This window comes from Kribbella endophytica (genome assembly GCF_054781295.1).
In genome coordinates this window covers 3,713,639-3,736,033 of sequence record NZ_BAAGUR010000001.1, presented here as the reverse complement: position 1 = coordinate 3,736,033, position 22,395 = coordinate 3,713,639, and the positions used below count along the sequence as shown (strand labels likewise).

The 22,395-nt window shown below is 69.6% G+C and carries 20 protein-coding genes and 1 tRNA gene; 9 read left to right on the top strand and 12 right to left on the bottom strand.

What is annotated here, in order from left to right; all coding sequences use genetic code 11:
- Positions 1-50: 50 nt before the first annotated feature.
- The 3 genes from ACYVIO_RS17820 to ACYVIO_RS17810 form a co-directional block, all read right to left on the bottom strand.
- Complete coding sequence (locus tag ACYVIO_RS17820; RefSeq protein ID WP_460651895.1) at positions 51-1,730, bottom strand: GTPase; 1,680 nt, start codon at positions 1,728-1,730, stop codon at positions 51-53.
- On the bottom strand, positions 1,727-5,176 hold the full coding sequence (locus tag ACYVIO_RS17815) for a GTPase domain-containing protein (RefSeq protein ID WP_460651894.1): 3,450 nt from the start codon (positions 5,174-5,176) through the stop codon (positions 1,727-1,729). Before ACYVIO_RS17815 ends, ACYVIO_RS17820 begins: the two co-directional genes overlap by 4 nt.
- Positions 5,177-5,350: 174 nt before the next feature.
- A complete protein-coding gene (locus ACYVIO_RS17810; RefSeq protein ID WP_460651893.1) occupies positions 5,351-7,024 on the bottom strand; it encodes a PrsW family intramembrane metalloprotease in 1,674 nt (557 codons plus the stop codon).
- Positions 7,025-7,215: 191 nt separating this feature from the next.
- Here ACYVIO_RS17810 and ACYVIO_RS17805 point away from each other — a divergent pair.
- Positions 7,216-7,292, top strand: a tRNA-Arg gene (locus ACYVIO_RS17805).
- Between the two features lie 150 nt (positions 7,293-7,442).
- Here the strand turns inward: ACYVIO_RS17805 and ACYVIO_RS17800 are convergent.
- Positions 7,443-9,377, bottom strand: coding sequence for a caspase, EACC1-associated type (locus tag ACYVIO_RS17800; protein ID WP_460651892.1), 1,935 nt, complete (start codon positions 9,375-9,377; stop codon positions 7,443-7,445).
- On the bottom strand, positions 9,364-9,765 hold the full coding sequence (locus ACYVIO_RS17795) for a hypothetical protein (RefSeq protein WP_460651891.1): 402 nt from the start codon (positions 9,763-9,765) through the stop codon (positions 9,364-9,366). Before ACYVIO_RS17795 ends, ACYVIO_RS17800 begins: the two co-directional genes overlap by 14 nt.
- Positions 9,766-9,936: 171 nt before the next feature.
- Here ACYVIO_RS17795 and ACYVIO_RS17790 point away from each other — a divergent pair, with 171 nt between their 5' ends.
- Together ACYVIO_RS17790 and ACYVIO_RS17785 are read left to right on the top strand one after the other, a co-directional pair.
- The gene (locus ACYVIO_RS17790; RefSeq protein ID WP_460651890.1) at positions 9,937-11,154 is read left to right on the top strand and encodes a serine hydrolase domain-containing protein; all 1,218 of its coding nucleotides are present in this window, start codon (positions 9,937-9,939) and stop codon (positions 11,152-11,154) included.
- Between the two features lie 129 nt (positions 11,155-11,283).
- Positions 11,284-11,511: a hypothetical protein gene (locus ACYVIO_RS17785; RefSeq protein ID WP_184793264.1), complete on the top strand. Its 228-nt coding sequence runs from the start codon at positions 11,284-11,286 to the stop codon at positions 11,509-11,511.
- A gap of 46 nt (positions 11,512-11,557) precedes the next feature.
- Here the strand turns inward: ACYVIO_RS17785 and ACYVIO_RS17780 are convergent, their stop codons facing one another.
- Complete coding sequence (locus ACYVIO_RS17780) at positions 11,558-12,415, bottom strand: class I SAM-dependent methyltransferase (RefSeq protein ID WP_460651889.1); 858 nt, start codon at positions 12,413-12,415, stop codon at positions 11,558-11,560.
- Between the two features lie 112 nt (positions 12,416-12,527).
- Here ACYVIO_RS17780 and ACYVIO_RS17775 point away from each other — a divergent pair, with 112 nt between their 5' ends.
- On the top strand, positions 12,528-13,226 hold the full coding sequence (locus tag ACYVIO_RS17775; protein ID WP_460651888.1) for a winged helix-turn-helix transcriptional regulator: 699 nt from the start codon (positions 12,528-12,530) through the stop codon (positions 13,224-13,226).
- Here the strand turns inward: ACYVIO_RS17775 and ACYVIO_RS17770 are convergent.
- The 3 genes from ACYVIO_RS17770 to ACYVIO_RS17760 are packed head-to-tail and all read right to left on the bottom strand — an operon-like array spanning position 13,192 to position 15,627.
- Positions 13,192-13,788 (bottom strand): dihydrofolate reductase family protein, encoded by a 597-nt coding sequence (locus ACYVIO_RS17770; RefSeq protein ID WP_460651887.1) that lies wholly within the window; start codon positions 13,786-13,788, stop codon positions 13,192-13,194. The genes ACYVIO_RS17775 and ACYVIO_RS17770 overlap by 35 nt on opposite strands.
- 12 nt (positions 13,789-13,800) lie before the next feature.
- Positions 13,801-15,177 (bottom strand): NB-ARC domain-containing protein, encoded by a 1,377-nt coding sequence (locus ACYVIO_RS17765; RefSeq protein WP_460651886.1) that lies wholly within the window; start codon positions 15,175-15,177, stop codon positions 13,801-13,803.
- Between the two features lie 60 nt (positions 15,178-15,237).
- Entirely contained in the window at positions 15,238-15,627 is a 390-nt protein-coding gene (locus tag ACYVIO_RS17760; RefSeq protein WP_460651885.1) for a nuclear transport factor 2 family protein, read from the bottom strand.
- An 85-nt stretch (positions 15,628-15,712) separates the two neighbouring features.
- Between ACYVIO_RS17760 and ACYVIO_RS17755 the strand changes: the two genes are divergently transcribed.
- On the top strand, positions 15,713-16,096 hold the full coding sequence (locus ACYVIO_RS17755; RefSeq protein ID WP_460651884.1) for a winged helix-turn-helix transcriptional regulator: 384 nt from the start codon (positions 15,713-15,715) through the stop codon (positions 16,094-16,096).
- A gap of 12 nt (positions 16,097-16,108) precedes the next feature.
- Here the strand turns inward: ACYVIO_RS17755 and ACYVIO_RS17750 are convergent, their stop codons facing one another.
- Positions 16,109-16,879 carry an alpha/beta fold hydrolase gene (locus ACYVIO_RS17750; protein ID WP_460651883.1) on the bottom strand — a complete coding sequence of 257 codons (771 nt, stop codon included), beginning with the start codon at positions 16,877-16,879 and terminating at the stop codon, positions 16,109-16,111.
- A 209-nt stretch (positions 16,880-17,088) separates the two neighbouring features.
- Here ACYVIO_RS17750 and ACYVIO_RS17745 point away from each other — a divergent pair, with 209 nt between their 5' ends.
- From ACYVIO_RS17745 to ACYVIO_RS17730, 4 genes are all read left to right on the top strand, one after another.
- The gene (locus ACYVIO_RS17745) at positions 17,089-18,042 is read left to right on the top strand and encodes a LysR family transcriptional regulator (RefSeq protein ID WP_460651882.1); all 954 of its coding nucleotides are present in this window, start codon (positions 17,089-17,091) and stop codon (positions 18,040-18,042) included.
- A gap of 103 nt (positions 18,043-18,145) precedes the next feature.
- Positions 18,146-19,306, top strand: a complete 1,161-nt coding sequence (locus tag ACYVIO_RS17740; RefSeq protein WP_460651881.1) for an NAD-dependent formate dehydrogenase — start codon at positions 18,146-18,148, stop codon at positions 19,304-19,306.
- A gap of 128 nt (positions 19,307-19,434) precedes the next feature.
- On the top strand, positions 19,435-19,599 hold the full coding sequence (locus ACYVIO_RS17735; protein WP_460651880.1) for a hypothetical protein: 165 nt from the start codon (positions 19,435-19,437) through the stop codon (positions 19,597-19,599).
- 238 nt (positions 19,600-19,837) lie between these two features.
- Entirely contained in the window at positions 19,838-20,593 is a 756-nt protein-coding gene (locus ACYVIO_RS17730; protein ID WP_460651879.1) for a GntR family transcriptional regulator, read from the top strand.
- A gap of 138 nt (positions 20,594-20,731) precedes the next feature.
- On the opposite strand, the gene ACYVIO_RS17725 is transcribed toward ACYVIO_RS17730, so the two are convergent.
- Both ACYVIO_RS17725 and ACYVIO_RS17720 read right to left on the bottom strand, forming a co-directional pair.
- Positions 20,732-21,715 (bottom strand): TerC family protein, encoded by a 984-nt coding sequence (locus ACYVIO_RS17725; RefSeq protein ID WP_460651878.1) that lies wholly within the window; start codon positions 21,713-21,715, stop codon positions 20,732-20,734.
- Between the two features lie 130 nt (positions 21,716-21,845).
- Positions 21,846-22,394, bottom strand: a complete 549-nt coding sequence (locus ACYVIO_RS17720; protein ID WP_460651877.1) for a hypothetical protein — start codon at positions 22,392-22,394, stop codon at positions 21,846-21,848.
- Position 22,395: the final 1 nt, after the last annotated feature.

Here is a 22,395-nt window from a genome sequence, read left to right as displayed (position 1 = left end):
AGCCGGGACCGCCTCCAGCGGTCCCGGCTTCTTCTTGTTCTACGGGCGGTTCAGCGCCGGGCGATCGCCAGCTTGTCGCGACAGATCGTGTATGCGTCCAGCTCGGTGCGGGCCGGGTCGACAACGTGGCTGTCGGCAACCTTTTCCAGCTCCGAACGCAGCGCCCGCGCCACCAGTCGGGCCCGTCGGTTCGCGCCGTTCGTGGCGAACAGGCGGCAAGCCAGCGACACCAGTACGCCGATCACGACGCCACCGATCAGCATCAGCGTCGCGTACGGGATCCCGTTCCACCGCGGCAGCGGCGGATCCTCCAGCTGCAGGTACCCGACGACGGCCAGAACGGCCAGCCACACCGCGCCGCCCAGCGCCACCAGGAACAGCAGCCACTGCAGGAACCGTGCCGCGCCCCACCAGCCGGGCGTCGACGTCGCGCCGAGGTCGGTGCGCGCGACGGCCTGGTCCAGCTCGTCGCCCAGCGACTCCTCGCGCTTGCGAACCGCCGTACGCACCGAGTCCGCCCACGGCCGCGACAGTCCCTCGGCCGCCTTGTTCGTGATCGTCCGTACGGCGGTGTCCATCCGGGCCCGCTGCACCGGTGTTGCCGCAGGCAACGAAGAGCGGGCGATCGACACCTCGGTGGACGCGGACTTGCGCGCCGCCTTGCCCTGCTGGCGTGCGCCGCTGTCCAGGTGCAGCCGCCGCAGTGGGTCCGGCCGGAAACGGCCGAGCCACTTGGTCACCGGCCATCCGGTCGCCGCGCGAGCGCGCTGCAGGTACGAACGCCGTACGGCGTCGACAACAACCGGTACGCCGGAAGCATCCGACAGCGCGTCGACCAGCTCGCTGATGTCCGACTTGGCGATCTCCGGCGTCTTCGCCGAACCGCACTGGCTGGCCATCCGGTCCGCGACGCGGTCGACATCGGCCGCGAGCCGCTCACGCGCGGCACGCTTGTTGCTGACCCGCTTGACCAGCAGGCCGCGCATCTCGGCCAGACCGTCGCCGCTGACCGCCGACGTACCGACGACGGTCGGGTTCTTCAGCCCGTCGGCCTTCAGCAGCCGGTCGAGGTCGGTCAGGCAGCTCTTGCGCTGCTCCTCGGTGAGCTTGTCGATGTGGTTCAGCGCGAACACCATCACCGACGAGTGCGACGCGAACGGCTTGATGTAGCGGTTGTGCAGCGCGGCGTCGGCGTACTTCTGCGGGTCGACCACCCAGATCAGCAGGTCCACCAGCTCGACCAGCCGGTCGACGATCAGCCGGTGCTCGACCTCGGTCGAGTCGTGGTCGGGCAGGTCCAGGAGGACCAGTCCGTCCAGGTCCTCCGACTGCGCCTCCTCCAGCGAGCTGCGGTGCTGCACCTGGTGACGACGCGGGATGCCCAGCCAGTTCAGCACCTCACCGGCCGGCTCCTCACCCCACACACAGGCCAGCGGCATCGAACTGGTCGGCCGGCGCGTACCGATCGCGGCCAGGTCCAGCCCGGTGAGCGCGTTGAACAGCGACGACTTGCCGGAGCCGGTCGCACCGGCGAGCGCGACCACCGTCAGGTCGCCGGACATCCGCAGCCGTTGCCCGGCCCGGTCGACGATCTGCTCGGCCTCACTGAGCACGACCTGGTCGAGGCGGCCCTTGCCGGCCTCGGCCGCGTCCTCCAGGGCCTCGATCTTGGTCAGGACATCGGAAGAGCCGCGTACGAGGCCCTTGACCGTATCCACAATTCCCGTCACGTGCAGTCCTCCACCGCGCGCGCGGCCTCGGTCAGTTGCCTGGGTGCTTCGGGGTCGACCGGATGCTGGTCGAGCACAGCCAGGTAGCGGGCGAATTCGGCATCCATCAACGCATGAACCCTATCGTCCAGGTCCTGGCGGGCCTTCGCCGCCAGGCTACGCACCGCCTGGTCGCCGAACACCGCCTCCAGCAGCTTCTGCCCGACCACCGCGGTGCCCGCACCGACGCCGACCTCGGCACCGGTGATGCCCGCGGTGCTGGCGAAGATCACGACCATCAGCGACAGGCCCAGGCCGTTCACGCCGTACGCCAGGATGCGTGCCGTCGACCGCTTGTCCGCGCCTTCCTTGCGGACCAGGTCGAGCACGTAGCCCTGCCACTCGCGCACCGCGCGGCCGGCAGCCGCCGGGAAGTCCTTCGACATCCGGCCCAGGTCGCGCTCACCGGCGGCGAGCAGTTGCCGTCCGGCCGCGGTCGACTGCCACGACTCCTCGGCCCGTTCGGCCGCGGCCTCCGCGTGCTCGCGCAGCAACGACTCCAGCCCGGACTCGACGGCGTCGTTGAGATCGCGGGTCGGCGGCGGCTTGCCGACGATCGACGCACGGACCTTGTCGCGCATGCGTCCGACGTTCGTCTGCAGGCCCTTCAGCAGCTCGCCGGTCCCGACGAACTCCTGCCAGCGGGCCAGCACCTCGCCGCGCAGCATCGTGCCGTCCTGCGTCGCCTTCGCGATGTCCTTCACAGCCCGCTCGTACGCCGTCTCGGCGTTCGCACGCAGCTCGACGAACGTGTCGGCCTGGTCCCGGACCGCCTTCGAGAACGCCGGCGTCTTCTTCGTCATCGCGGTGACCGCACCCTGCAGCGTCCGCCGTACGACGGCCGAACGCGCCTCCGCGTCGGCGGCCAGGTCGATCAGCCAGTCCTTGATCGAGGCAACTGTCTCGTTCGGCAGCATGCCGCGGTCGTCGACCACGGTCTCCTTGATGCTGAACAACGGCGAGTCGCCGAGCCCACGCTCGAGCAGCATCTGGGCCAGGTGGCCGGTGATGTCGTCGATGGTGTCGGCCGGGGCGCGATCCAGTACGACGGCAACCGCCGTACTGCGGTCCGAGGCGCTCTGCAGGAACTCCCACGGCACCGCGTCGGCGTACCGGGCGGCGGTCGTGACGAACAGCCAGAGGTCCGCCGCCGCGAGGAGCTGCGTCGCGAGGTCACGGTTGGCCTCGACGACGGAGTCGATGTCCGGGGCGTCCAGTACGGCGAGGCCGCGCGGAATGGTGTCCGCGGCAACCAAACGGATCTGGCCCGGGTCTTCCATGCCGCCCGGGCTGTCACCGCTCGAGCGTGCCATCCCTGGGAGGACACGGTCGCCCGCGAACCACTCGGCGTCGGCCGGGTGGTGGATGAGGACCGGGGACCTGGTCGTCGGGCGGAGTACGCCGGGCTCGCTGACGACCTGGCCGATCAGGCTGTTGACCAGCGTCGACTTGCCGGCGCCAGTGGATCCGCCGACCACCGCGAGGACGGGCGCTTCGAGCTGCACGAGACGCGGGAGCACGTAGTCGTCAAGCTGGTCGAGCATCGCCTTCCGCTGCTGACGGGCCTCGTCGGCCCCCACCACGTCGAGCGGAAGCTTGCTGTCGGCAAGCGCTCCACGCAGCTTCATCAGCGCGGTGATCAAGGCCATCGCCGCCTGCTGCTCGGCAGCCTTCGCCGCCAGCTCCTCAGCCGAAAGCACAACCTCAGGCTCGGCGTCGTCGGCCTCCTCGGCCTCAGCCGAGTCGCTGCCGGCGTCGTCTGCGTCGGCCTCAGCCGAGTCGCTGTCGGCCTCGGCGGAATCGCTGTCGGCCTCGGCGGAGTCAGCGGCCTCGTCGGCGCTCACGCCCTCGGCAGCGCTCGCACCCTCAGCAGCCTCGCTGTCCGAGTCAGCTTCGTCCGAAGCCTCGTCGGTGTCAGAAGCTTCGGCGTCCTCGGACGTCGGCTCCTCCGCAGACTCATCTGCAGCCGATGCAACAGACTCTGCCTTGTCGTCCGCGACATCTTCACTCGCAGGCTCGTCCGCCGCAGAGTCTTCAGTCGGAGTCTCGTCAGCAGGCTCGTCCGCCTTCGCCGACTCCTCGGCAACTACCGGCTCTTCAACAGCCTCAACCGCCGCAGGCTCGTCCTCGGCAGCCTCGGGCTCGTCCTTCGCCTCGGCGACCTCAGGCTCGTCCTTCGCCTCAACTACCGCCGGCTCTTCCTCTACCTCGGCAGCCTCGGGCTCATCCTTTGCCTCAGTGGCTTCGGGCTCGTCCTTGGCTTCGGCCTTTGCCTCGGTGGCTTCCTCGGCCTCGGTGGCTGCCGGAGTGGCGGCTTCCTCGACGTCGGCTGCGGGTTCGTCCTTGGCTTCGGCTTCGTCCGTCGGCTCTTCGGTGTCCGGCGTGGTCTCGGCAGTTGCCGGCTCATCCGGTACGTCGGCCGCCGGAGTCCCGTCCTTGACCTTCTCGTCGGTGGGGGCGTCTTCTGCTGCCGGCTCTTCGGGGGTCTCGGCAACTACCGGGGGCTTCTTCGCGGCGGTCTTCTTCGAGGACTTCTTGGGCTTGTCGTCCGGTACGTCGGCGGCGACCGTCAGCGGGTCGACCATCCGCTCGGACTCCGGTACCTCGCCCTTGGGGAGACCGATGATGATCTCGCCGAACTCCAACGGGAATCCGTCCGGCGACTCCTCCGGCGCGTACGTGACGCCAACTGCCGGACGGTCGTCCCCAGAGCCCTCGTTCTCGGACGGCTCGGACTTGTTCTCGTCGGCGGGCTTGTCCTTGCTCTCGTCAACCGGCTCAGACTTGTCGGGCTCAACCGCGTCGGTCGGCTTGGCCTCGTCGCCTTCCGCCGACTTGTTCGAAGACGCCGCGGCAGCCTCCGGCGAAGACTCGGTAGAGGCATCCGTCGACCCATCGGCGGCAGGCTTCGCCTCGGCAGCATCCGGGGTCGACTCGGAGGCCGACTCCTGCTTCGGGTCGGCATCGGCTGGCGTCGGCTCGGCGGCATGCTTCGCGTCAGCAGGCGTACTCGCCTCGGCATCGGCTGGCGTCGACTCGGAGGCAGGCTTCACGTCAGCAGCAGGCGCGGTTGCCTCGGCATCAGCGGACGCCGACTCGGGGGCGCGCTTCGCGTCGGCAGTGGCCGGGTCGCTCGACTCGGCGGCCGACTTCGCGTCAGCAGCAGGCGCGGCCGTCGCCTCGGCGTCGGCCGGGGTCGACTCGGAGGCGGGCTTCGCGTCGGCGGTAGCTGGCTCGCTCGACTTGGCGGTCGACTCCGCGTCAGCAGTCGGCGCGGTCGCGTCGGCGTCGGCCGGCGTCGACTCGGAGGCAGACTTCGGCTCCGCGGCGGGCGTGGGCTCGGGGTCCGTCTTGCGCCTGCGGCGGCGCCAGAAGCCTTTGCCTTTGGCACCGGTGTCGGTTGTCATCCGGGCAGGCTCCGCCTGGTCCGGAACCTGCGGCTCATCCGAGCGCTCCGAACCCTCACCAGCTGCTGACCTGATGTCAGCCACGGTGTCCGTCCACGAGCACAGAGTGCCCGGTCGGACAGCGCAGAAGCAAAGTCATCTTCATCCCGTGTGGCGGCGTGGACGGGGGGCAAGTCACTGCGACGGTGGATAGGGACCGTATCCTCCCGGCGGTCCCGGGGTTCCAGTGGGTCCCGGTGGGTAACCGGGTCGGCCCGCTGGGTAGCCGGGTTGCCCCGGCGGATACGCCTGCTGACCGTCCGGATAACCACCCGGCTGTTGTCCTCCAGGAGCCCCCGGACCACCGCCCTGCTCCGGCCCCCGAGGTGCGTCCTGCGGCTGGTACGGTGCCCCGTTCTGCTGCGCCGCCCCACCCTGGTACCCAGGCCCACCCGGATACGCCGCCTGCTGCGGCCCGCCCGGGTGCTGCTGAGGTCCACCCGGGTACGCCGGTCCACCGCCATATCCAGGTCCACCCTGCTGCGGCCCGCCGTACCCAGGACCCTGCTGCGGACCAGGCGCACCGCCGTACGGCGCCCCCGGCCCAGCCGGCGCGAACGCAGGCACGGCCGTAGCAAAAGCAGGCATCGGCGGGAACGGAACAGAAGGCCTCCGCGCCCGCAGCTCGTCCAGGAGCTTCTTCTCGCTGTCCAGCGCGTCGGCGCCGATCACCTGGCGGACGATCTTGTCGCGCAGGTACGCGAGCTCGGTCGCGGTGTGCTGGAACGCCTTCGCGGCGGCCTCGGCCTGCGGTCCGTACCGCTTCGCGTTCTGGCGCAGTGCCTTGCGGCCGCGCAGCGTCGCGATCAGTGGGACGTCCTGGCCGTTCATCCAGCCGAAGCGCACGTAGTCGTAAAGCCTGGACGCGATCATCTGTCCCTCGCGGGACCGCATCACCAGCGCGAACACCACCATCGCGATGAACAGCGGCGCCATCAGGAACAGGTACACGGTCAGGAAGCCGCTGCCGCCCGCCCAGCTCGCACCGCCGTTCCACAGGCCGTGCAGCAGCACCGCGGTCAGATACCCGACCACGGGCGCGAGGAAGCGGACCGCCGTACTTCGATGTCGTACGGCGATGCCGATGCCGATCGCCGTACAGGAGGTGAAGAGTGGATGGGCGAACGGTGTGATCAGCCCGCGCAGGACGAACAGCCCGATGACGCCCTTGACGCCGGCCTCGTTGCCGCCCTCCTCGGACAGCTGGTCGAAGATCCGGCCGAAGTAGAGGATGTTCTCGGTGAAGGCGAACCCGATGCCGACCATGCCGGCGTACACGAGTCCGTCGATGATCCCGTCGAACTCCTTCTTCCGCACCAGCGCCAGCAGCAGGATCACCGAGCCCTTGGCGAACTCCTCGACCGGCGGCGCGACGAAGACCGCGGCCCGGTTGCCGCCGCTGGTCGTCTCGTGCAGCAGGTCCGCGGCGCGGGTGTTGATGAAGATCGCGGCCAGGGTCGCGATGAACGCGCCCCAGCAGAGCGCGAACACGAGGTACTTGAGCGGCTCCGGCTCGTAGCGGTCCAGCCACAGGTACAGCGGGATGATGATCACGATCGGGACGAACGCGAGCCCCATCCCCCAGGCGAAGCCGGTCGAGCCGACCGACTTGGCCACGATGCCGAAGATCAGCAGCCCGGCGATCGCGAACACGACCGCGATGACGATGCCGATCAGCAGGCCCCGGTTGCGCCGCTGCCCCGGGACCGGGTGCGGTCCGAGCGTGTTCGGCTGCGGGTACGGCGCGCCGACCGTGCCGGTCGCCACCGGTTGCGGCGCGTCGGCAGGGCCTCCTGAGGGGTAACTCATGCCCGCAGCCTAGTTGGAGTCCAGTCAGCACGGCAGAACCGGCCACTCGGCGTTACCGGGATGGAACGACAGGCCTGTACTTCTCCACCCGCTGTTCCCGTACGGCGTACGCCCCGTCACGCCGCACCGGGGAACCCACGAGCGTGATCGGCCCCCGATCTGAGACACTCTTCCCCGTGCCACCGGCACATGCGCCCGTAGCTCAGCTGGATAGAGCGTCGGACTTCTAATCCGTTGGTCGCAGGTTCGAATCCTGCCGGGCGCGCCACCGCGGCTACCGCGTGGCCTCGCCCCTGCACGGCCAGGCGGCCTCGGCGCTGTCCTGCGCGGCTACTACTGCCTCGGCTTGTCCCGCGCGGCCAGGCGGCGTCAGCTCGGTCCGCCGCGGCTACCGCGGTATCGCCTCTGTCCTGCCCGGCTACTGCGGCGTGGGCTCGGTCCTGCGCGGCCAGGCGGCGATCACGGTGCCCGCGATCGCGAGAGCGACGGCGGTCAGGGCGGCGAAGGTCCCGGCCGCGGGCTCGTCCGACATCGCGGCGGCGATGGCCAGTACGCCGGCGCCCGCGGCGAGAACGGACGCCACGATGCCGAGCGCCGTCACCGATCCCCGTGCGCGCCAGCGTGCGGCGCCGGCGATCAGCAGGCCGCCCGCCAGCAGCACCACGACTGCCCAGACGGCCGTGAGTGGCGGCTGGAAGTCGCCCGCCGAGTCGTCGGAGATGATCTGGTCGAGACCGTCGCCGTCCATCGGAAGACCGAAGCCCAACAGCAGCAGCCCGCCCGCGATCCCCCAGCACACCCTGGTCGCCGTACTCGCAGACGGCCTGTCCGAGACCTCTCGCGGTGACGCCGGAGCGTCCGCCGCTGCGAAGGTGGACAGGAGCCCGACCGGCGCAGGCTCTGCCTCCGTCCGTCTGCCAGCGGCGGACGTCGGCTCCGTGCCTGGTGCCGTGATCGCCTCCGGCGTCGCGGCCGCCTCGAACTCGGCTCGCGGGGCCGACTCGGCCCCCGCTGCAGCATCCGGCACCACTTGAGGAGTGGGCCCGGAGGCCACGACAGGATCCAGCTCGGGCCGCGACGTCGGCTCCGGCACCACCACCGGCTCCGGCTCGGGCTCCACCACCGGCTCCGGCTCCGGCACTGTGACCGTCAGCGCGATCTCGACCGACCCAGTCGGCCCCTCGACAGCAACCGTGCCCGTGCTGGTCCCATCCGGCGAGCCGGTGATCAGCAACCGACTACCGATCTGACGAACATGCGCCCAATCCGGCGCAGCAGTGACCCGAGCAGCCACCGCAAGAGCCGACCCGTCGAGCTCCACCTCCACCTGCTCCCCCACCGGCACCTCCAGCACAGCCGGCGAAGCAGTAAGCGTGACCCGACCCAGCGCACTCGACGCCGCCTCGGACAGCGACCGGCTGTCGTCGTCGACGAGGAACCCAAGAGCCTGTACGGCGGCCAGCACCACCGTCGGGTCCTCGCGACCAAGCAGCTGCGACAACTCATGCACAGCACCCAACCGGCTGATCCGATCACCAGCCAGCGCAGTCTGGACCGCAACCGGCAAAGCCGCCGGGACCACCCGGCGCAGCGGAGTACGCGCCACCAGGATGTCGCCCCGCGTGCCGAACGACCACAAATGCGGCGTCTGCCGCGGATTCGTCCGGCGGACGTGCTCCTCGGCGTACGCGAACAGCTCGTGAACACCGATCCGGCCCGTCCCACCCGTGTCCGCCTCACCGGTGCCGATGCCCTCGACGATGGCTGAGGTGAACACCGACGGCGAGGTCTCGCCGCTGTCGGCCAGGTGGTTGCCCTCGAAGGCGTACTCAACGGCGCTCGACGCCGTGATCACGACCCGGCCGGACCCCTCGGCGAGCTGGCCCGGGCCGAACGAGTCGAGAACCGAGACTTCCCCGGCGGCCCTGGCGAGCATGCCGCGCTCGAAGGCGCCGCCGTAGCAACAGTCCAGGAGTAGCGCGACGCTGCGGGCACGGCTGGCCCGCATCCGGCGGGCGATGAAGTCGGCCGGCAGGCCGGTGGAGGCGAGCAGCCCCGGGCGGGTGTCGCTGGCCGCGAGGTACAGGTCGTTGGCGTCGTCCTTCAGCCCGTGGCAGGAGAAGTGGACCAGCAGCTCGTCGTCGCGGCTCGCCGTACCGAAGAACCGGTCCAGCTGTTCGCGCAGTTCCTGGACGTTCGCGTTCCGGACCACGTTGAGGTCGAACTGGCCGATGTCCGGGTCGCCGAGCACCTCCGCGAGCGCGGCCGCGTCGGTGGCCGGGCTCCGCAGGCTCTGCAGTCCGGGATCGCGGTACTCGTCGTTCGCTACGACCAGCGCCCTACGAGTCCCCACCGCCGCCGCTCTCCCCACCAGGACCGCGCCGGCGCAGCCAGTCCTCGATCAGGCGGGTCTGCTCGTCGGCGCTCACCTGGCCGAGCTCGAGCGAGTCCCCGTCGATCTCGATCTTCACGGACCGGCCGTCGGAACGCCGGATCCAGCCGCGCGCCACGTCGACCACGGCCGCCAGCAGCGGCGGCGTCGCCGGAAGGCTCACCAGCATCGCGCCGACCGCCATCGCGTCGAGCCCACGCGTGCCCTCCGGAGCAGCACCGACCGGCACAGCACGCACAGCGGTCACGTCCAGCGCCAGAAGCTCCTCGCGCAACAGATCGCCGGCTGCCTCCAGCCGCTCTCCCGACTCCCCCGGCTCGCTCAGTGACAGCGTCACTTCGGCGTCCAACGCCCCACCTCCGTCGTCGCGGAACAGTCACCCCACTGCGCCTCCGCTGCTACGTATTGTGCTCCTCGATCACCCTCCCGTGAAGTGGACGGAAGCTCCCCAGAACCCCTCTCACACTGTAACGTTCGCCTCATCAAAGCTGATTCAGAAACGATCGCTACAGGAGTCGCCATGGGCCGCGTCGACGTGGAACCGGAGAGCGTAGGCGTTTCGGCCGCGGGACTGGAGCGGGTGTCCGCGCTCGTACGCCGGTACGTCGACAGCGGCCGGTACGCCGGAGCGGTCTGCGTCGTCGCGCGGCGGGACCGAGTGGTGCACTTCGAGGCCCAAGGCTCGATGGACGCCGAGCGCGGACTGCCGATGCGCGACGACACGATCTTCCGGATCTTCTCGATGACCAAGCCGGTCGTGAGCCTCGGTCTGATGCAGCTGTACGAGGAGGGCCGGTTCCAGCTCGACGATCCGGTCGCGCGGTACCTGCCTGAGTTGGCCGAGTTGAAGGTGTTCGCCGGCGGGGATGCCGACCGGTACGACGTACGCGAACCGACCCGGGCGATGACCGTGCGGGACCTGCTGATGCACACGTCCGGGCTGGCGGCGCTCAACGGGCGAGGCCCGGTGAGCGAGCTGTACCGGCGGGCCGGACTGTCGGGGATGGACTCGACGCACACGCTGGCCGACCTGCCGGGGCTGCTCGCGGGGATCCCGTTGCAGGCCGATCCCGGGGCGCGGTGGATCTACGGGATCTCCACCGACCTGGTCGGCCGGCTGATCGAGGTCATCGACGGACGGCCGCTCGACGAGTACCTCGACCAAAGGATCTTCCAGCCGCTGCAGATGCCCGACACCGGCTTTTCGGTGCCCGAGGCAACCATCGATCGCTTCGCGGCCGGCTACACCTCCAAGGACCCGTCGTACGAGCTGGCCGACGACCCACGCACCAGCGCCTACGCCCAGCCGCGGTCCTTCCTCTCCGGCGTCGCGGGGCTCGTCTCGACCGCGGGCGACTACCTGCGCTTCGCCCGCATGCTCGCGAACCGCGGCACCCTCGACGGCGTCCGCGTCCTCGGCCCGCGGACGGTCGACTTCATGACCACCAACCACCTCCCCGGCGGCAAGGACCTCGTCGCGATGGCCGACACCGGCGGCGAGACCAAGCGCGCCGGGCAGGGCTTCGGCCTCGGGTTCGGAGTACTGCTCGATCCGACGGTCGCGCAGACCGTCGGCACTCCCGGCGAGTACTTCTGGGGCGGCGCCGCCTCCACCGCCTTCTTCGTCTCCCCCGCCGACGACCTGGTCGTCGTCTTCCTCACCCAGCTCCGCCCGTCCGCCAGCTATCCGATCCGCCGTGAACTCCGCGCAGCGGTCTACGCGGCCCTCACCGACTGAGCCGTACGACGAAGCCCTGCCCGGCGACACCGACAGTGATCGCGCTGTCACTGACTGCGAATAACCTTTCGACGTCTCCCGAGCCCGACCGAGACGCGACCGGGCAAAGAGGCGCATACTTGAGGTCTGATGGAGCCTTCTCGCGCGACGACGCGTCGTCACCTGTCCACGAGTCCCTTCAAGCCCAGGGAACCCAAGCCGATCAAGACGTTCGAGGAGGGCGACCGGGTCTCCCACGACAAGGAGGGGATGGGCCGGATCAGCGCCGTCGAGGGTACGCACGCGGTGGTGGTCGATCTGGGCGGCGGCAAGCTGCTCCGGGTCCTCGCCCCCTTCGACAAGCTGCACGTTCTCTGACCTGACTCACGGCTGACCGGCCTTCCGCGGAAGGCCGGCGCCGACGTCAGCGTGTCCCCGTGACGACCAGCATCTCGCACGGGCCGACGAAGCCGGCCTGCGTCTGGTACTGCGTGAGCTGCTCGGTGATCTCCTGCCACGCCTCGGCTCGCCCGGCCTCGTCGAGCCGGGAGAGCATCTGGTGCAGCGCCCCGAACGACTCGCGCTCGAAGCGCACGCAGTCCGCCGCCGTGGCCATCCGCACCGGCGACACGACCGTCGCGACCGTGACGTCCCGGAAGCCCGCGTCGGTGAAGGCCTGCTCGGCGGCGCCGGGCGCCCCGAGGCTGAACGGCCCTGGCTGACCGGGCAGCGGCGGCGGTAGTTCGGCCCGGCGGCGGATGATGCCGACGGGAACCGAGAAGAAGCCGTTGCGGTCCGGCGTGGAGTAGACCACTGCGGACAGCCGGCCACCTGGGCGCAGCGCCCGGTGGATGCCGCGCAGCGCGGCCTGCTGGTCCGGGAAGTAGATCAGCCCGACCCGCGAGATCGCCGCGTCGAAGCTGCCTTCCGCGAGCGCCGACAGGTCCTCGCCGTCCGCCTCGAGAGTCTCGACAGTCCGTACGCCGGCCCGCGCGGCCTCCTCGGCGGCGTACGCAAGAATCGCCGGCGAGATGTCGGTCGCCAGCACCCGACCGCTGGGTCCGGCCAACCGCGCAGCGGCCACGGTCTGCCCGCCCGCACCGGCGGCGACGTCGAGAACGTGATCCCCCTCGCCGACCTGTGCCGCCTCCAGCATGGTCGCGGTGGCGTCGCCCAGCCAGTTCTCGATCGCCGGTCCCCACCGGTGCCACGCCTCGGCGGCGTCCTCCCACTGGGCCCGCGTGGTCCTCTTGAACACGATCGGGTCGAATGCGACGGTCATGATGTCCCCCTTGTTCGATGAGGGTTCCAGACCACCAGCAACGAGAACGCCGCTCCTAGTACAGCTTCTGGACCTCAGTGGTACAAAGCCTGGACCGAGCGCACAATGAGCCATGCGCGAGTACGCCCAGTACTGCCCGGTGGCACTGGCCAGCGCTGTGCTCGCCGATCGGTGGATGCCGCTGATCGTGCGCGAGCTCGTCCTCGGCAGCCGCCGGTTCAACGACATCGACCGCGGCCTGCCCGGCATCTCGCGCACACTGCTCAAGCAGCGCCTCGAACATCTGGAGCGCAAGGGCGTGCTGGACCGCGTACCGGTCGCGCGCGGTCACGAGTACCAGCTCACCCCCGCCGGCCGCGATCTCGAGACGGTGATCATGGCGATCGGCGAGTGGGCCGTGCGGTGGATGTTCACCGAGCCGGAGCCGCGCGAGGTCGACCCGGTCACGCTGACGTGGTGGATGTCGCGCCGGATCGACGAGCAGGAGCTGCCCAGTCAGCGCGTGAACATCGAGTTCGACTACCGCGGCGACGACCCGACACGGATCTGGCTGGTCCTCGACCAGCGGGAGGCCTCGGTCTGCACCGAGCACCCGGGCTTCGTGTCCGACGTCGTCATCACCACCGAGCCGGTCGCGCTGATGCGCGTCTTCGCCGGCATCGTCACGCTGGCCCAGGCGACAGCTGAGGGCAGTGTCGTACTGGCAGGGCCGCCTCGTCTCCTGCGTGCGCTGCCGACCTGGTTCCTGTGGAGCCCGTTCGCTCCCGCCGTACGGGCTAGGCCTTCTGCGGTACGAAGTGCAGTGCCGTGATCCCGCACTCGAACCCGACGGCCTCGACCAGCTCCAGCGGCTGAGCACCGACCGGGAACACCGGCAGCCCGGCGCCGATCGCGGTCGGGTTGACGAAGAGGTAGATGTCGTCGACCAGGCCCTCGGCGATCAGCCCGGTGACCAGCGTGCTGCCGCCGTACGCGATCAGGTCGCCGCCCGGCCGGGACTTGAGCTCGGTGACGGCCTTGACCAGGTCGTTCGCGACGACGGCGTTGTCCCACGGCGACTCGGTCAGGCTCTGGCTGACGACCACCTTGGGGGTGTTGTTCATCCAGTCGATCGACGCCTCGTCCTCGTGCTCCGGGCGCGAGGCCCAGGCCGGGATGAAGCCCTCGGCCAGCTTGCGGCCGAGCACGATCGTGTCGACCGGCGTGGTCAGCGCGTCGACGTACGCGCTCAGGTCGTCGGTCCAGGGAAAGCGCATCCAGTCCATCTCGTGGTTCGGGCCGGCCATGAAGCCGTCGACGGTGGTCTGGACCTGGAGCTTGAGCTTGCGCATCGGAGTGCCTTTCGAACGGATCGAGTTGATGTCGAGAAGCATCGCCCGACCCGCTTACGACTTCTTTACGGCCGTCCCGGAAGCGGCCGAAAGACGCCCGAGCGCAGCCCGCCGGAGCCGTGGCGGGTCCAGATCGGCCGCCCGCAGGTGGGCGTACGCCAGCACGAGACTGTGGTACCTGTAGCGACCAGGCCCAGCGGCCTCCAGCAAGTGGTTCCGGCGCAGCTCCTCCAAGGCCGACGAGGCCCCATCAGGATCCAGATCACCCAGCGCGGCAGCGTCGTACAGGTCGAAGTCCAGCCCGGGATGCAGAGCCAGCAACCGCAGCAGCCGCTGCAGCCCGTCCGGCAGCCGCCGGTACGACAGGTCGAGCGCCAGCGTCACCTCGGTGTCGAGCCGCCGGTCGCCGTGCCGCTCGTCCAGCCGGTCCGCGTGATCGGTCAGGGTCCAGCCAGCCATGCTCCGCATGTGGCCGGCCACCAGACCGAGTGCCAGCGGCAGGTGTCCGCACCGGCGAGCAATGCGCTCGGCAGCGTCCGGGTCCGAGCCGACCTCGACACCTGGCACAGCGAGCGCCAGGTACTCGGCTGCTTCGGCCGGACTGAAGCTGTCGACCGTGACAGAGCTCCGGAAGTTCAGATCACGCCTGCTGGTGACCAGAGTGCGGCTGCTGGGCACAGCCGGCAGCAGGTACTCGATCTGCAGTTCGTCGGCCGCGTTGTCCAGGATCACCAGCGTGCTGCGGTCCTGCAGCCGCTGCCGGTAGAGCTCAGCTCGCTCGACGAGTCCGTGCGGCACCTTGTGACCCGGTACGCCGAGCAGCCGGAGGAAGCCGTCCAGTACGGCGCCCGGCTCGGCAGGCGGCTGGCTCTCGTCCGCGTGGAAGCCCCGCAGGTTCACGAACAGCACCCGCTCGACCGTCCCCCGCAGCAGATGCCCGGTCCGCGTCGCCAGCTGGCTCTTGCCGACTCCAGCCATCCCCACGATCGCCACCGGCTCCGGACGGGTCAGCAGCTTGGCCAGCCGGTCCAGCTCCGCCGTACGCCCGGTGAACTCGGCCAGCTGGCCCGGCAGCTCGTCCTGCACCCGGACCTGCGCCGCCGCCTCGACCTCACCGGTGATCACCCGCAGCGCCTGCCGCCAGTGCGCCATCGCACCCGGGTCCGGGTGCAGGGCCCTGACGATGGCGGCGACCAGCTCGGTGTTCACCCGGCGGCGTCCCTGCCGGAAGCAGTCGGCGACCGTCGTACGGCGAGCCAGCTCGCCCGCGGGCTTCCCGTCGGCCTGCCAGGCAGCGTTGATCCGCGTCGTGATCACGTCGTACGACGGGTCGCCGGCCCAGACCTTCAGCGCCCGCAACCGCTCGACCAACTCCGCGAGCGTGCCCGCCTCCCCCGGATCCGGGGGCGAGCCCACGGCAAGAACGCGCACCTCAACCTCCCCGGCAAGGACTGGTCAGCCGAGGTTGGACGCCCGCCGTACCGAAAAAGTTCAGCCCCAGAAGTTGTCTTCACCCGGCTGGTCGGACGAGAACAGCCAGGCCTCGACGATCTGTCCGTCGGCGACCTTCAGCAGGTCGACGCCGTCCTGGTCCAGCACCGCACCCTCGCGGCGCGCGCTGAAGTGGATGCTCGCGGCCACCAGGTCGCCGTTGCCCATCGGCGGGGCGGTCAGCACGAGCTCGAAGCTGCCCTGACTGATCTCCATCATCCGGCCGATCATCGCGTTCACCGCGCCGGCGCCCTCCTTCACCCCGGACAGCTGGTTGGCGCCCGGCTGGTGCCAGACGATCCCGTCGGCCAGGTACCCGCCGACCTTGGCGAAGTCCTTGGCGGCCAGCGCGTCGAAGTACTCCTGGACGATCTTCACGGCGTCGCTCATCGTGCTCTCCCTCGGCTCGTTTGCTGTTGCTGGCTCCAATACTTACGATTAGTGACCAATAACCTCAACGTAACTAATGGAGATCATGGCAACGAAGTACGAACCGCCGCCCGGCCGCGACTGGAGCGTCCTGTACCGGACCTGCCCGTCCCGCACCTCGCTGGCCAGGATCGCCAACAAGTGGACCGCGATGGTCGTCACCGTGCTCGCCGACGGCCCGCAGCGCTTCGGCGACCTGCGGACCGCCCTCGACGGCGTCAGCGGCAAGGTCCTCACCGAGACCCTGCGCGACCTCGAACGCGACGGCATGCTGACGCGCACGGCGTACGCCGAGATCCCGCCGCGCGTCGAGTACGAACTCACTGCGCTCGGCCGCACCCTGATCGAGCCCGTCAGCATCCTGGTCCGCTGGGCCGAGCAGCACATTCCCGAGGTCCTCGCGGCCAGAGACGCGTACGACGACCGCTAACCAAACCTGTGACTATCCCAAGAAGTGCTTCACCAACGCCTGCGCCAGCACCTCCGGCGCGACATCGTGGAAGCTCCCCTCGAGCCCGACCAGCGTGCTGTTCGGCAGCGCCTCAGCAGCCGCCGCCGTAGCCCGCTGAAGCCAGTCCGGGCTGGACGTACTGTGGATCGCCAGCGTTGGCTGCGCGACCGTCGCGAGCAGATCCTTCGGCAGCTCGCCGTCCAGCTGCAGCGCGTCGTAGACCAGCGTCGGCGCGATCGCCTCGAGCCCCGCCCAGAACGGCGCGGACTTCATCTCGTCGACCATCTCCTGCGGCTGCCCCACCGCCTCGACCATGAACAGCTCCGCGGCTCCGCCGGGATTGCCCGCCGCGACGAACTCCTGCAACCGCTCGAGGTACCGGTGCGGGACCGGCGGCGCGCCCTCCACGCGGAACGGCGGCTCCATGATCGACAGCTTGTCGAACGACGATCCGGCCGCGGCCGCCCGGAGCAGCACCATCACCCCCGAGGAATCAGCGGACCCGTACGTCGCACCGGTGGCCGCCCGGACCGCCTCCAGGTCCTCGACCTCCCGCTCGACCGCGTACTCCGGCTGATCGCCCGAGTCGCCGCGTCCCCGCCGGTCGTAGGTGACAACCGTGAAGTGCTCACCGAGCACAGCCGCCCTCGGCCCGTACGACGAACGGTTGGTCATCGCGCCGGCCACCAGGACCAGAGCGGGGCCGGAGCCAACCATGTCGTACGCGATCTCGGTGCCGTCGGAGGAGATGACCTTGTCCATGTCGCTGTCCTTTGCGTCGCCTGACTGGTGCCTGTACCAACGCGTCGTACAGAGTGCTGCCGGGCAGACATCGCACGAGGTGTGATCCAGGTCACATTACCCGCTCACTCGGCGGCATCCTCGGTCTTCCAGCCCACTTCACCTGCGTGTAATACTGGATTATGTATACAAGCGATCGGTATTCCGTCCGGCCGGAACGAGGCTGATCCATGTTGCTCCGCCAGCTCGAGTACCTCGTCGCCCTCGCCCGGGAACGCCACTTCGCCCGGGCCGCCGACGCCTGCTACGTCTCGCAGCCGTCGCTGTCGGCCGCCATTCGCAAGCTCGAGCAGGAGCTCGACGTCCCGATCGTGCGCCGCGGCCGCCGCTTCGAAGGCCTCACCCCCGAGGGCGATCGCGTCCTGCTCTGGGCCCAGCGCATCCTCGCCGAACGCGACGCCCTCCGGCACGAGCTGTCGGTGATGCGCGGCGGCCTCACCGGCACGCTGCGGCTCGGCGCGATCCCGACCGCGATGCCGGTCGTCTCCCTGCTGACGACGCCGTTCTGCGAGCGGCACGACCAGGCCCGGGTGACGCTGGAGTCGCTGTCGTCCCGCGACATCACCCAGAAGCTGGCCGGCTTCGAGCTCGACGTCGCGATGACTTACCTGGACGACGACACCCTCGGCAGCGTGCGCAAGACGCCCTTGTACGAGGAGCGCTACCTGCTGCTCACGCCGCAGGAGAGCGAGCTGGCCAACCTGCCGGTCGCCACCTGGGCGCAGGTCGCCGAGCAGCCGCTGTGCCTGCTCTCGCCGCAGATGCGCAACCGCCGGATCATGAACGGCTACTTCACCGACGACGGCGTCAGCGCCGAGCCCGCGATCGAGAGCGACACCGTCTCCGGGCTCTACAGCCACCTGCACGGCAACCACTGGTCGACCGTCATCTCGCACGCCTGGCTGCACATGTTCGGCGTACCGGACGGGATGCGCGTCGTACCGCTGAAGAGTCCGGCGCACGGCCCGCGGGTGGGACTGGTGATCGCCGCCCGCAGCCCTGAGCCGGTGCTCGCTCGCGCACTGCTCGACGTCGCACGGCAGGCCGGCGTACACACCGCTCTCGACGAACTGCTGGACGTGCACCTGATGGGTTCCGGCTATTCGCCGGAGCTGGCCGGATAGTTGCCCACTATCCCGACATAGCGAGCAAGTCTTGGACCTGGCGACGCTGTCACCGCCAGGCTGAAGGGGACGGAAACCCCTTCAGAACAAGGAGTTGCTCACCATGGCGAAGGTCCTCTGCGTGCTGTACGACGACCCGACCGACGGCTACCCGACGTCGTACGCGCGTGACGACGTACCGGTCATCGAGTCCTACCCGGGCGGACAGACCGCGCCGTCCCCGAAGGCGATCGACTTCCAGCCCGGCGCGCTGCTCGGCAGCGTGTCCGGTGAGCTCGGCCTGCGGAACTTCTTGGAGAGCCAGGGCCACACGTTGGTCGTCACCTCGTCCAAGGAGGGCGACGACTCGGTGCTCGACCGGGAGCTGCCCGACACCGACATCGTCATCTCGCAGCCGTTCTGGCCCGCGTACCTGACCGCCGAGCGGATCGCGAAGGCGCCGAACCTGAAGCTGGCGATCACCGCCGGCATCGGCTCGGACCACGTCGACCTGGACGCCGCGATCGCGGCCGGCGTGACCGTTGCCGAGGTCACCTACTCCAACAGCATCAGCGTCGCCGAGCACGTGGTGATGATGACGCTCGGCCTGGTCCGCAACTACCTCCCGTCGTACCAGGTCGTCGTCGACGGCGGCTGGAACATCGCGGACTGCGTCGCTCGCTCGTACGACGTCGAGGGCATGCACGTCGGTACGGTCGCCGCCGGCCGGATCGGCCTGGCCGTGCTGCGCCGGCTCGCGCCGTTCGACATGAAGCTGCACTACACCGACCGGCACCGGCTGCCGGAGTCGGTCGAGCGCGAGCTCAACCTCACGTTCCACCCCGACACCGCGAGCATGGTGCCGCACTGCGATGTGGTCACGATCAACGCGCCGCTGCATCCGGAGACCGAGGGACTGTTCGACGACAAGCTGCTCGGGACGATGAAGCGCGGCGCGTACCTGATCAACACCGCCCGGGCGAAGATCGTCGACCTGGACGCCGTCGTACGGGCCCTGGAGAGCGGTCAGCTCGCCGGGTACGCCGGGGACGTCTGGTACCCGCAGCCCGCTCCGGCCGACCACCCGTGGCGGACCATGCCCAACCACGGCATGACGCCACACATCTCCGGCTCGTCGCTGTCGGCGCAGGCCCGGTACGCCGCGGGGACGCGCGAGATCCTCGAGTCGTGGTTCGCGCAGGCGCCGATCCGGGACGAGTACCTGATCGTCGACGGCGGCCGCCTGGCCGGGACCGGCGCCCACTCCTACTCGGCGAAGTCGTAGCAGTACTTTGCGTACTCGTGGGCACCGTGTGTTAGCGGGATCACGTGAGACGTGGGCATAACCGGTCAGTACGCCTGGTTGAATGTATGCAGTAGGCAGTATTACCCCCGAGAAACAGAGAGGCAGAAATGATCTTCACCCGTAGGTTCGGCGCTCTTGCGGCTCGCCGGCAGTTCCCGGACTCCCCGGAGCTGCAGCGGGAACTGAACCTCGACGTCGACCTCGACCGGACCGACGAGACCCGGCGCGACGACGAGCACCAGCAGCCCGTACGCGAGACGACGGCAGCCTGACCGACACCCCGAATCGGTGCTCCGGACACGGATGACCGGCATCCGCCGGCACCTGGATCCGGACCGCGGCGGCGGACTCCCCGCGGGACACGATCCATGGATCCGGAGCACCGGGAGCAGGGCGAAACCCTCAGGCTCGAACAAAAAGAAACTGCTAGCTCAACGAAGAGCGTGGCAACAGACCTGGCACTTGGTAGACTGTCTACCAAGTGCCATTACGTTTTTCGGGAAGGACCTCATGACCACCATCAGCGCGGGCCCGGACTCCTCCGCCGACTCCCCCGGCGTACGGCACGTCAAGCGGCCGACACCGCTGCGCGAGTCGGTCTACGAGGCCCTGACCGAGATGATCATCGACGGGACGCTGGAGCGCGGCCGGCACCTGGTCGAGGTGGAGCTGGCCGGCATGCTCGGCGTCTCCCGCCAGCCCGTCCGCGAAGCCCTCCAGCGGCTCAACAACGAGGGCTGGGTGGACCTGCGCCCCGGTTTCGGCGCGATGGTCCACGTCCCGGCCGAGGACGAGGTCGACCAGCTCCTGGCCGCCCGCGCCGCGCTGGAGTCGGAGTCGGCGCGGCTCGCGGCCCGGCACGCCACCAAGGAGGCGGTCGCGCAGCTCAGGGAGCTCTGCAAGGTCGGTACGGCGTTCCAGGAGTCCGGTGACATCGACGGCGCGGTCCGCACCAACGGCGAGCTGCACTCGATGATCACCGAGATGTCCGGCAACCGCTTCCTGGTCGACTTCGCCGGCCAGGTCGACCGCCGCGTCCGCTGGTACTACACGCCCGTCGCCCCCGTCCGCGGCGCCGCCTCCTGGCGCGAGCACGCCCGCCTGGTCAAGGCGATCAGCGAGGCCGACGAGGACAAGGCCGCCCAGATCATGCGCGAGCACACCGAACACACCCGTACGGCGTACCACGAGCTCCAGTCCGGCCAGGCCCCCACGCCGGCCCCGGAGAAGAAGCCCGCGACACGACGCCGCCGCGCCACCGACTGATCGACGTCGGCGAACTACCGACTGATCGACGTCGGCGAAGCCGACGAGCCCCGGCGGCCAGGCCCCGCGTCCCCCGCTTTCCCTTACCCCCGCGCCCCGGCGGACCGCAGGTCCGCCGGGGCGCGTTCTGTGGTGACCTCACTCGACTCCAGCGACCTCTTCTTCCTTCGCTTTCTCTTCCTTCGCGACGCGCGCCGACTTCATCAGGCTCAGCACCGCCGTGACGATCAGCGTGCCGAGGATGATCGACAGCGAGACCACGATCGGGATCTCCGGCGCCCACTTCACACCGCTGTGGTGCAGCGCCTCGAGGATCAGCTTCACACCGATGAACCCAAGCACCACCGACAACCCGTACGACAGGTAGACCAGGCGGTCGAGCAGCCCACCGATCAGGAAGAACAGCTGCCGCAACCCCATCAGCGCGAAGGCGTTGGCGGTGAACACCAGGTACGGCTCCTGCGTGAGCCCGAAGATCGCCGGGATCGAGTCCAGCGCGAAGAGCAGGTCCGTCGTACCGATCGCGATCATCACGATCAGCATCGGCGTCGCGAACCGCTTGCCGTCGATCCGCGTGGTCAGCTTCGCCTCGTGGTACGTCTCGGTGGTCGGCATCACCTTGCGCACCTTCGCGAGCACGACGTTCTCCTTGAACTCGTCCTCGTCGTCGTGCGACGTCGCCAGCTTCCACGCGGTGTAGAGCAGGAAGGCGCCGAAGATGTAGAACACCCAGTTGAAGTGCGCGATCGCCTCCGCGCCGACGGCGATGAAGATGCCGCGCATCACCAGTGCCAGCGCGACCCCGACCAGCAGCACCTTCTGCTGGTACTGCCGGGGGACGGCGAACTTGCCCATGATGATGATGAAGACGAACAGGTTGTCGACCGACAGCGAGTACTCGGTCAACCAGCCGGCGAAGAACTCCCCGCCGGACTCACCGCCGGCGACGAGCGTCAGTCCGACGCCGAACAGCAGCGCGATGCCGACGTAGAAGGACACCCACAGGGTCGCCTCTCGCAGGGACGGTTCGTGCGGCTTCCTCGCCACGATCAGGAAGTCCAGCACCAGCAGGGCCAGCAGGGCGGCGATGGTGATGATCCACGCCGACAACGAAACGTTCATGAGTTCTCCTCCACGGTGCTCGAGCACACCCGGCGGGCAGGGCCGGGTACGCCGCCGCCCGCGGCTGACAGGGCAGTCGCGGGCGGCGTGTGATGCGGGAACAGGGTGGGACACCCCAGTAGGGGCCTACTCAGGCGTGCGCCTTCCTCTTCTTCCGGTTCCGGGCGGCGGCCTGCTTGCGGGCCTCCATGGACTCGGCCAGGTGGACGTACTGCTCCACCGTGCGCTGGGCGTACACGTTGTGCTCCATGATGCGGGGCCACCAGTGCCGGCCGACCTGCTCGTGCATCCAGAGGAACCCGATCGCGAACCCCATGCTGAGCAGCGCCCGGAAGGCCAGGAACTGCAGCGGCTGGTCGGGCAGTCCCGGCGTACCGGTGACCGCCCACTCGGTGGTGATCGCGTGCGCCATCATCGCGAGCGGGAACCCGATCGCCCAGTAGGCGGCGGCCGGGGCGAACACCCCGGCCGGCGCCTTGCCGAGCCCGACCAGCGCCGAGTACCCGACTCCGAGGACGACGAGCGGCACCGCCAGGCCGAGTCCGGTGATCGCGGCCCAGCCGAGCGGCTGGCCGGCGAAACCGCCCAGCAGCGCGGCGATCAGGCCGGCGCAGATCCCGACCACGGAGGCCGGGAGCGTGAACTCCACGAGTTGGTGGATCTTCGTCTCGGTGGTCATG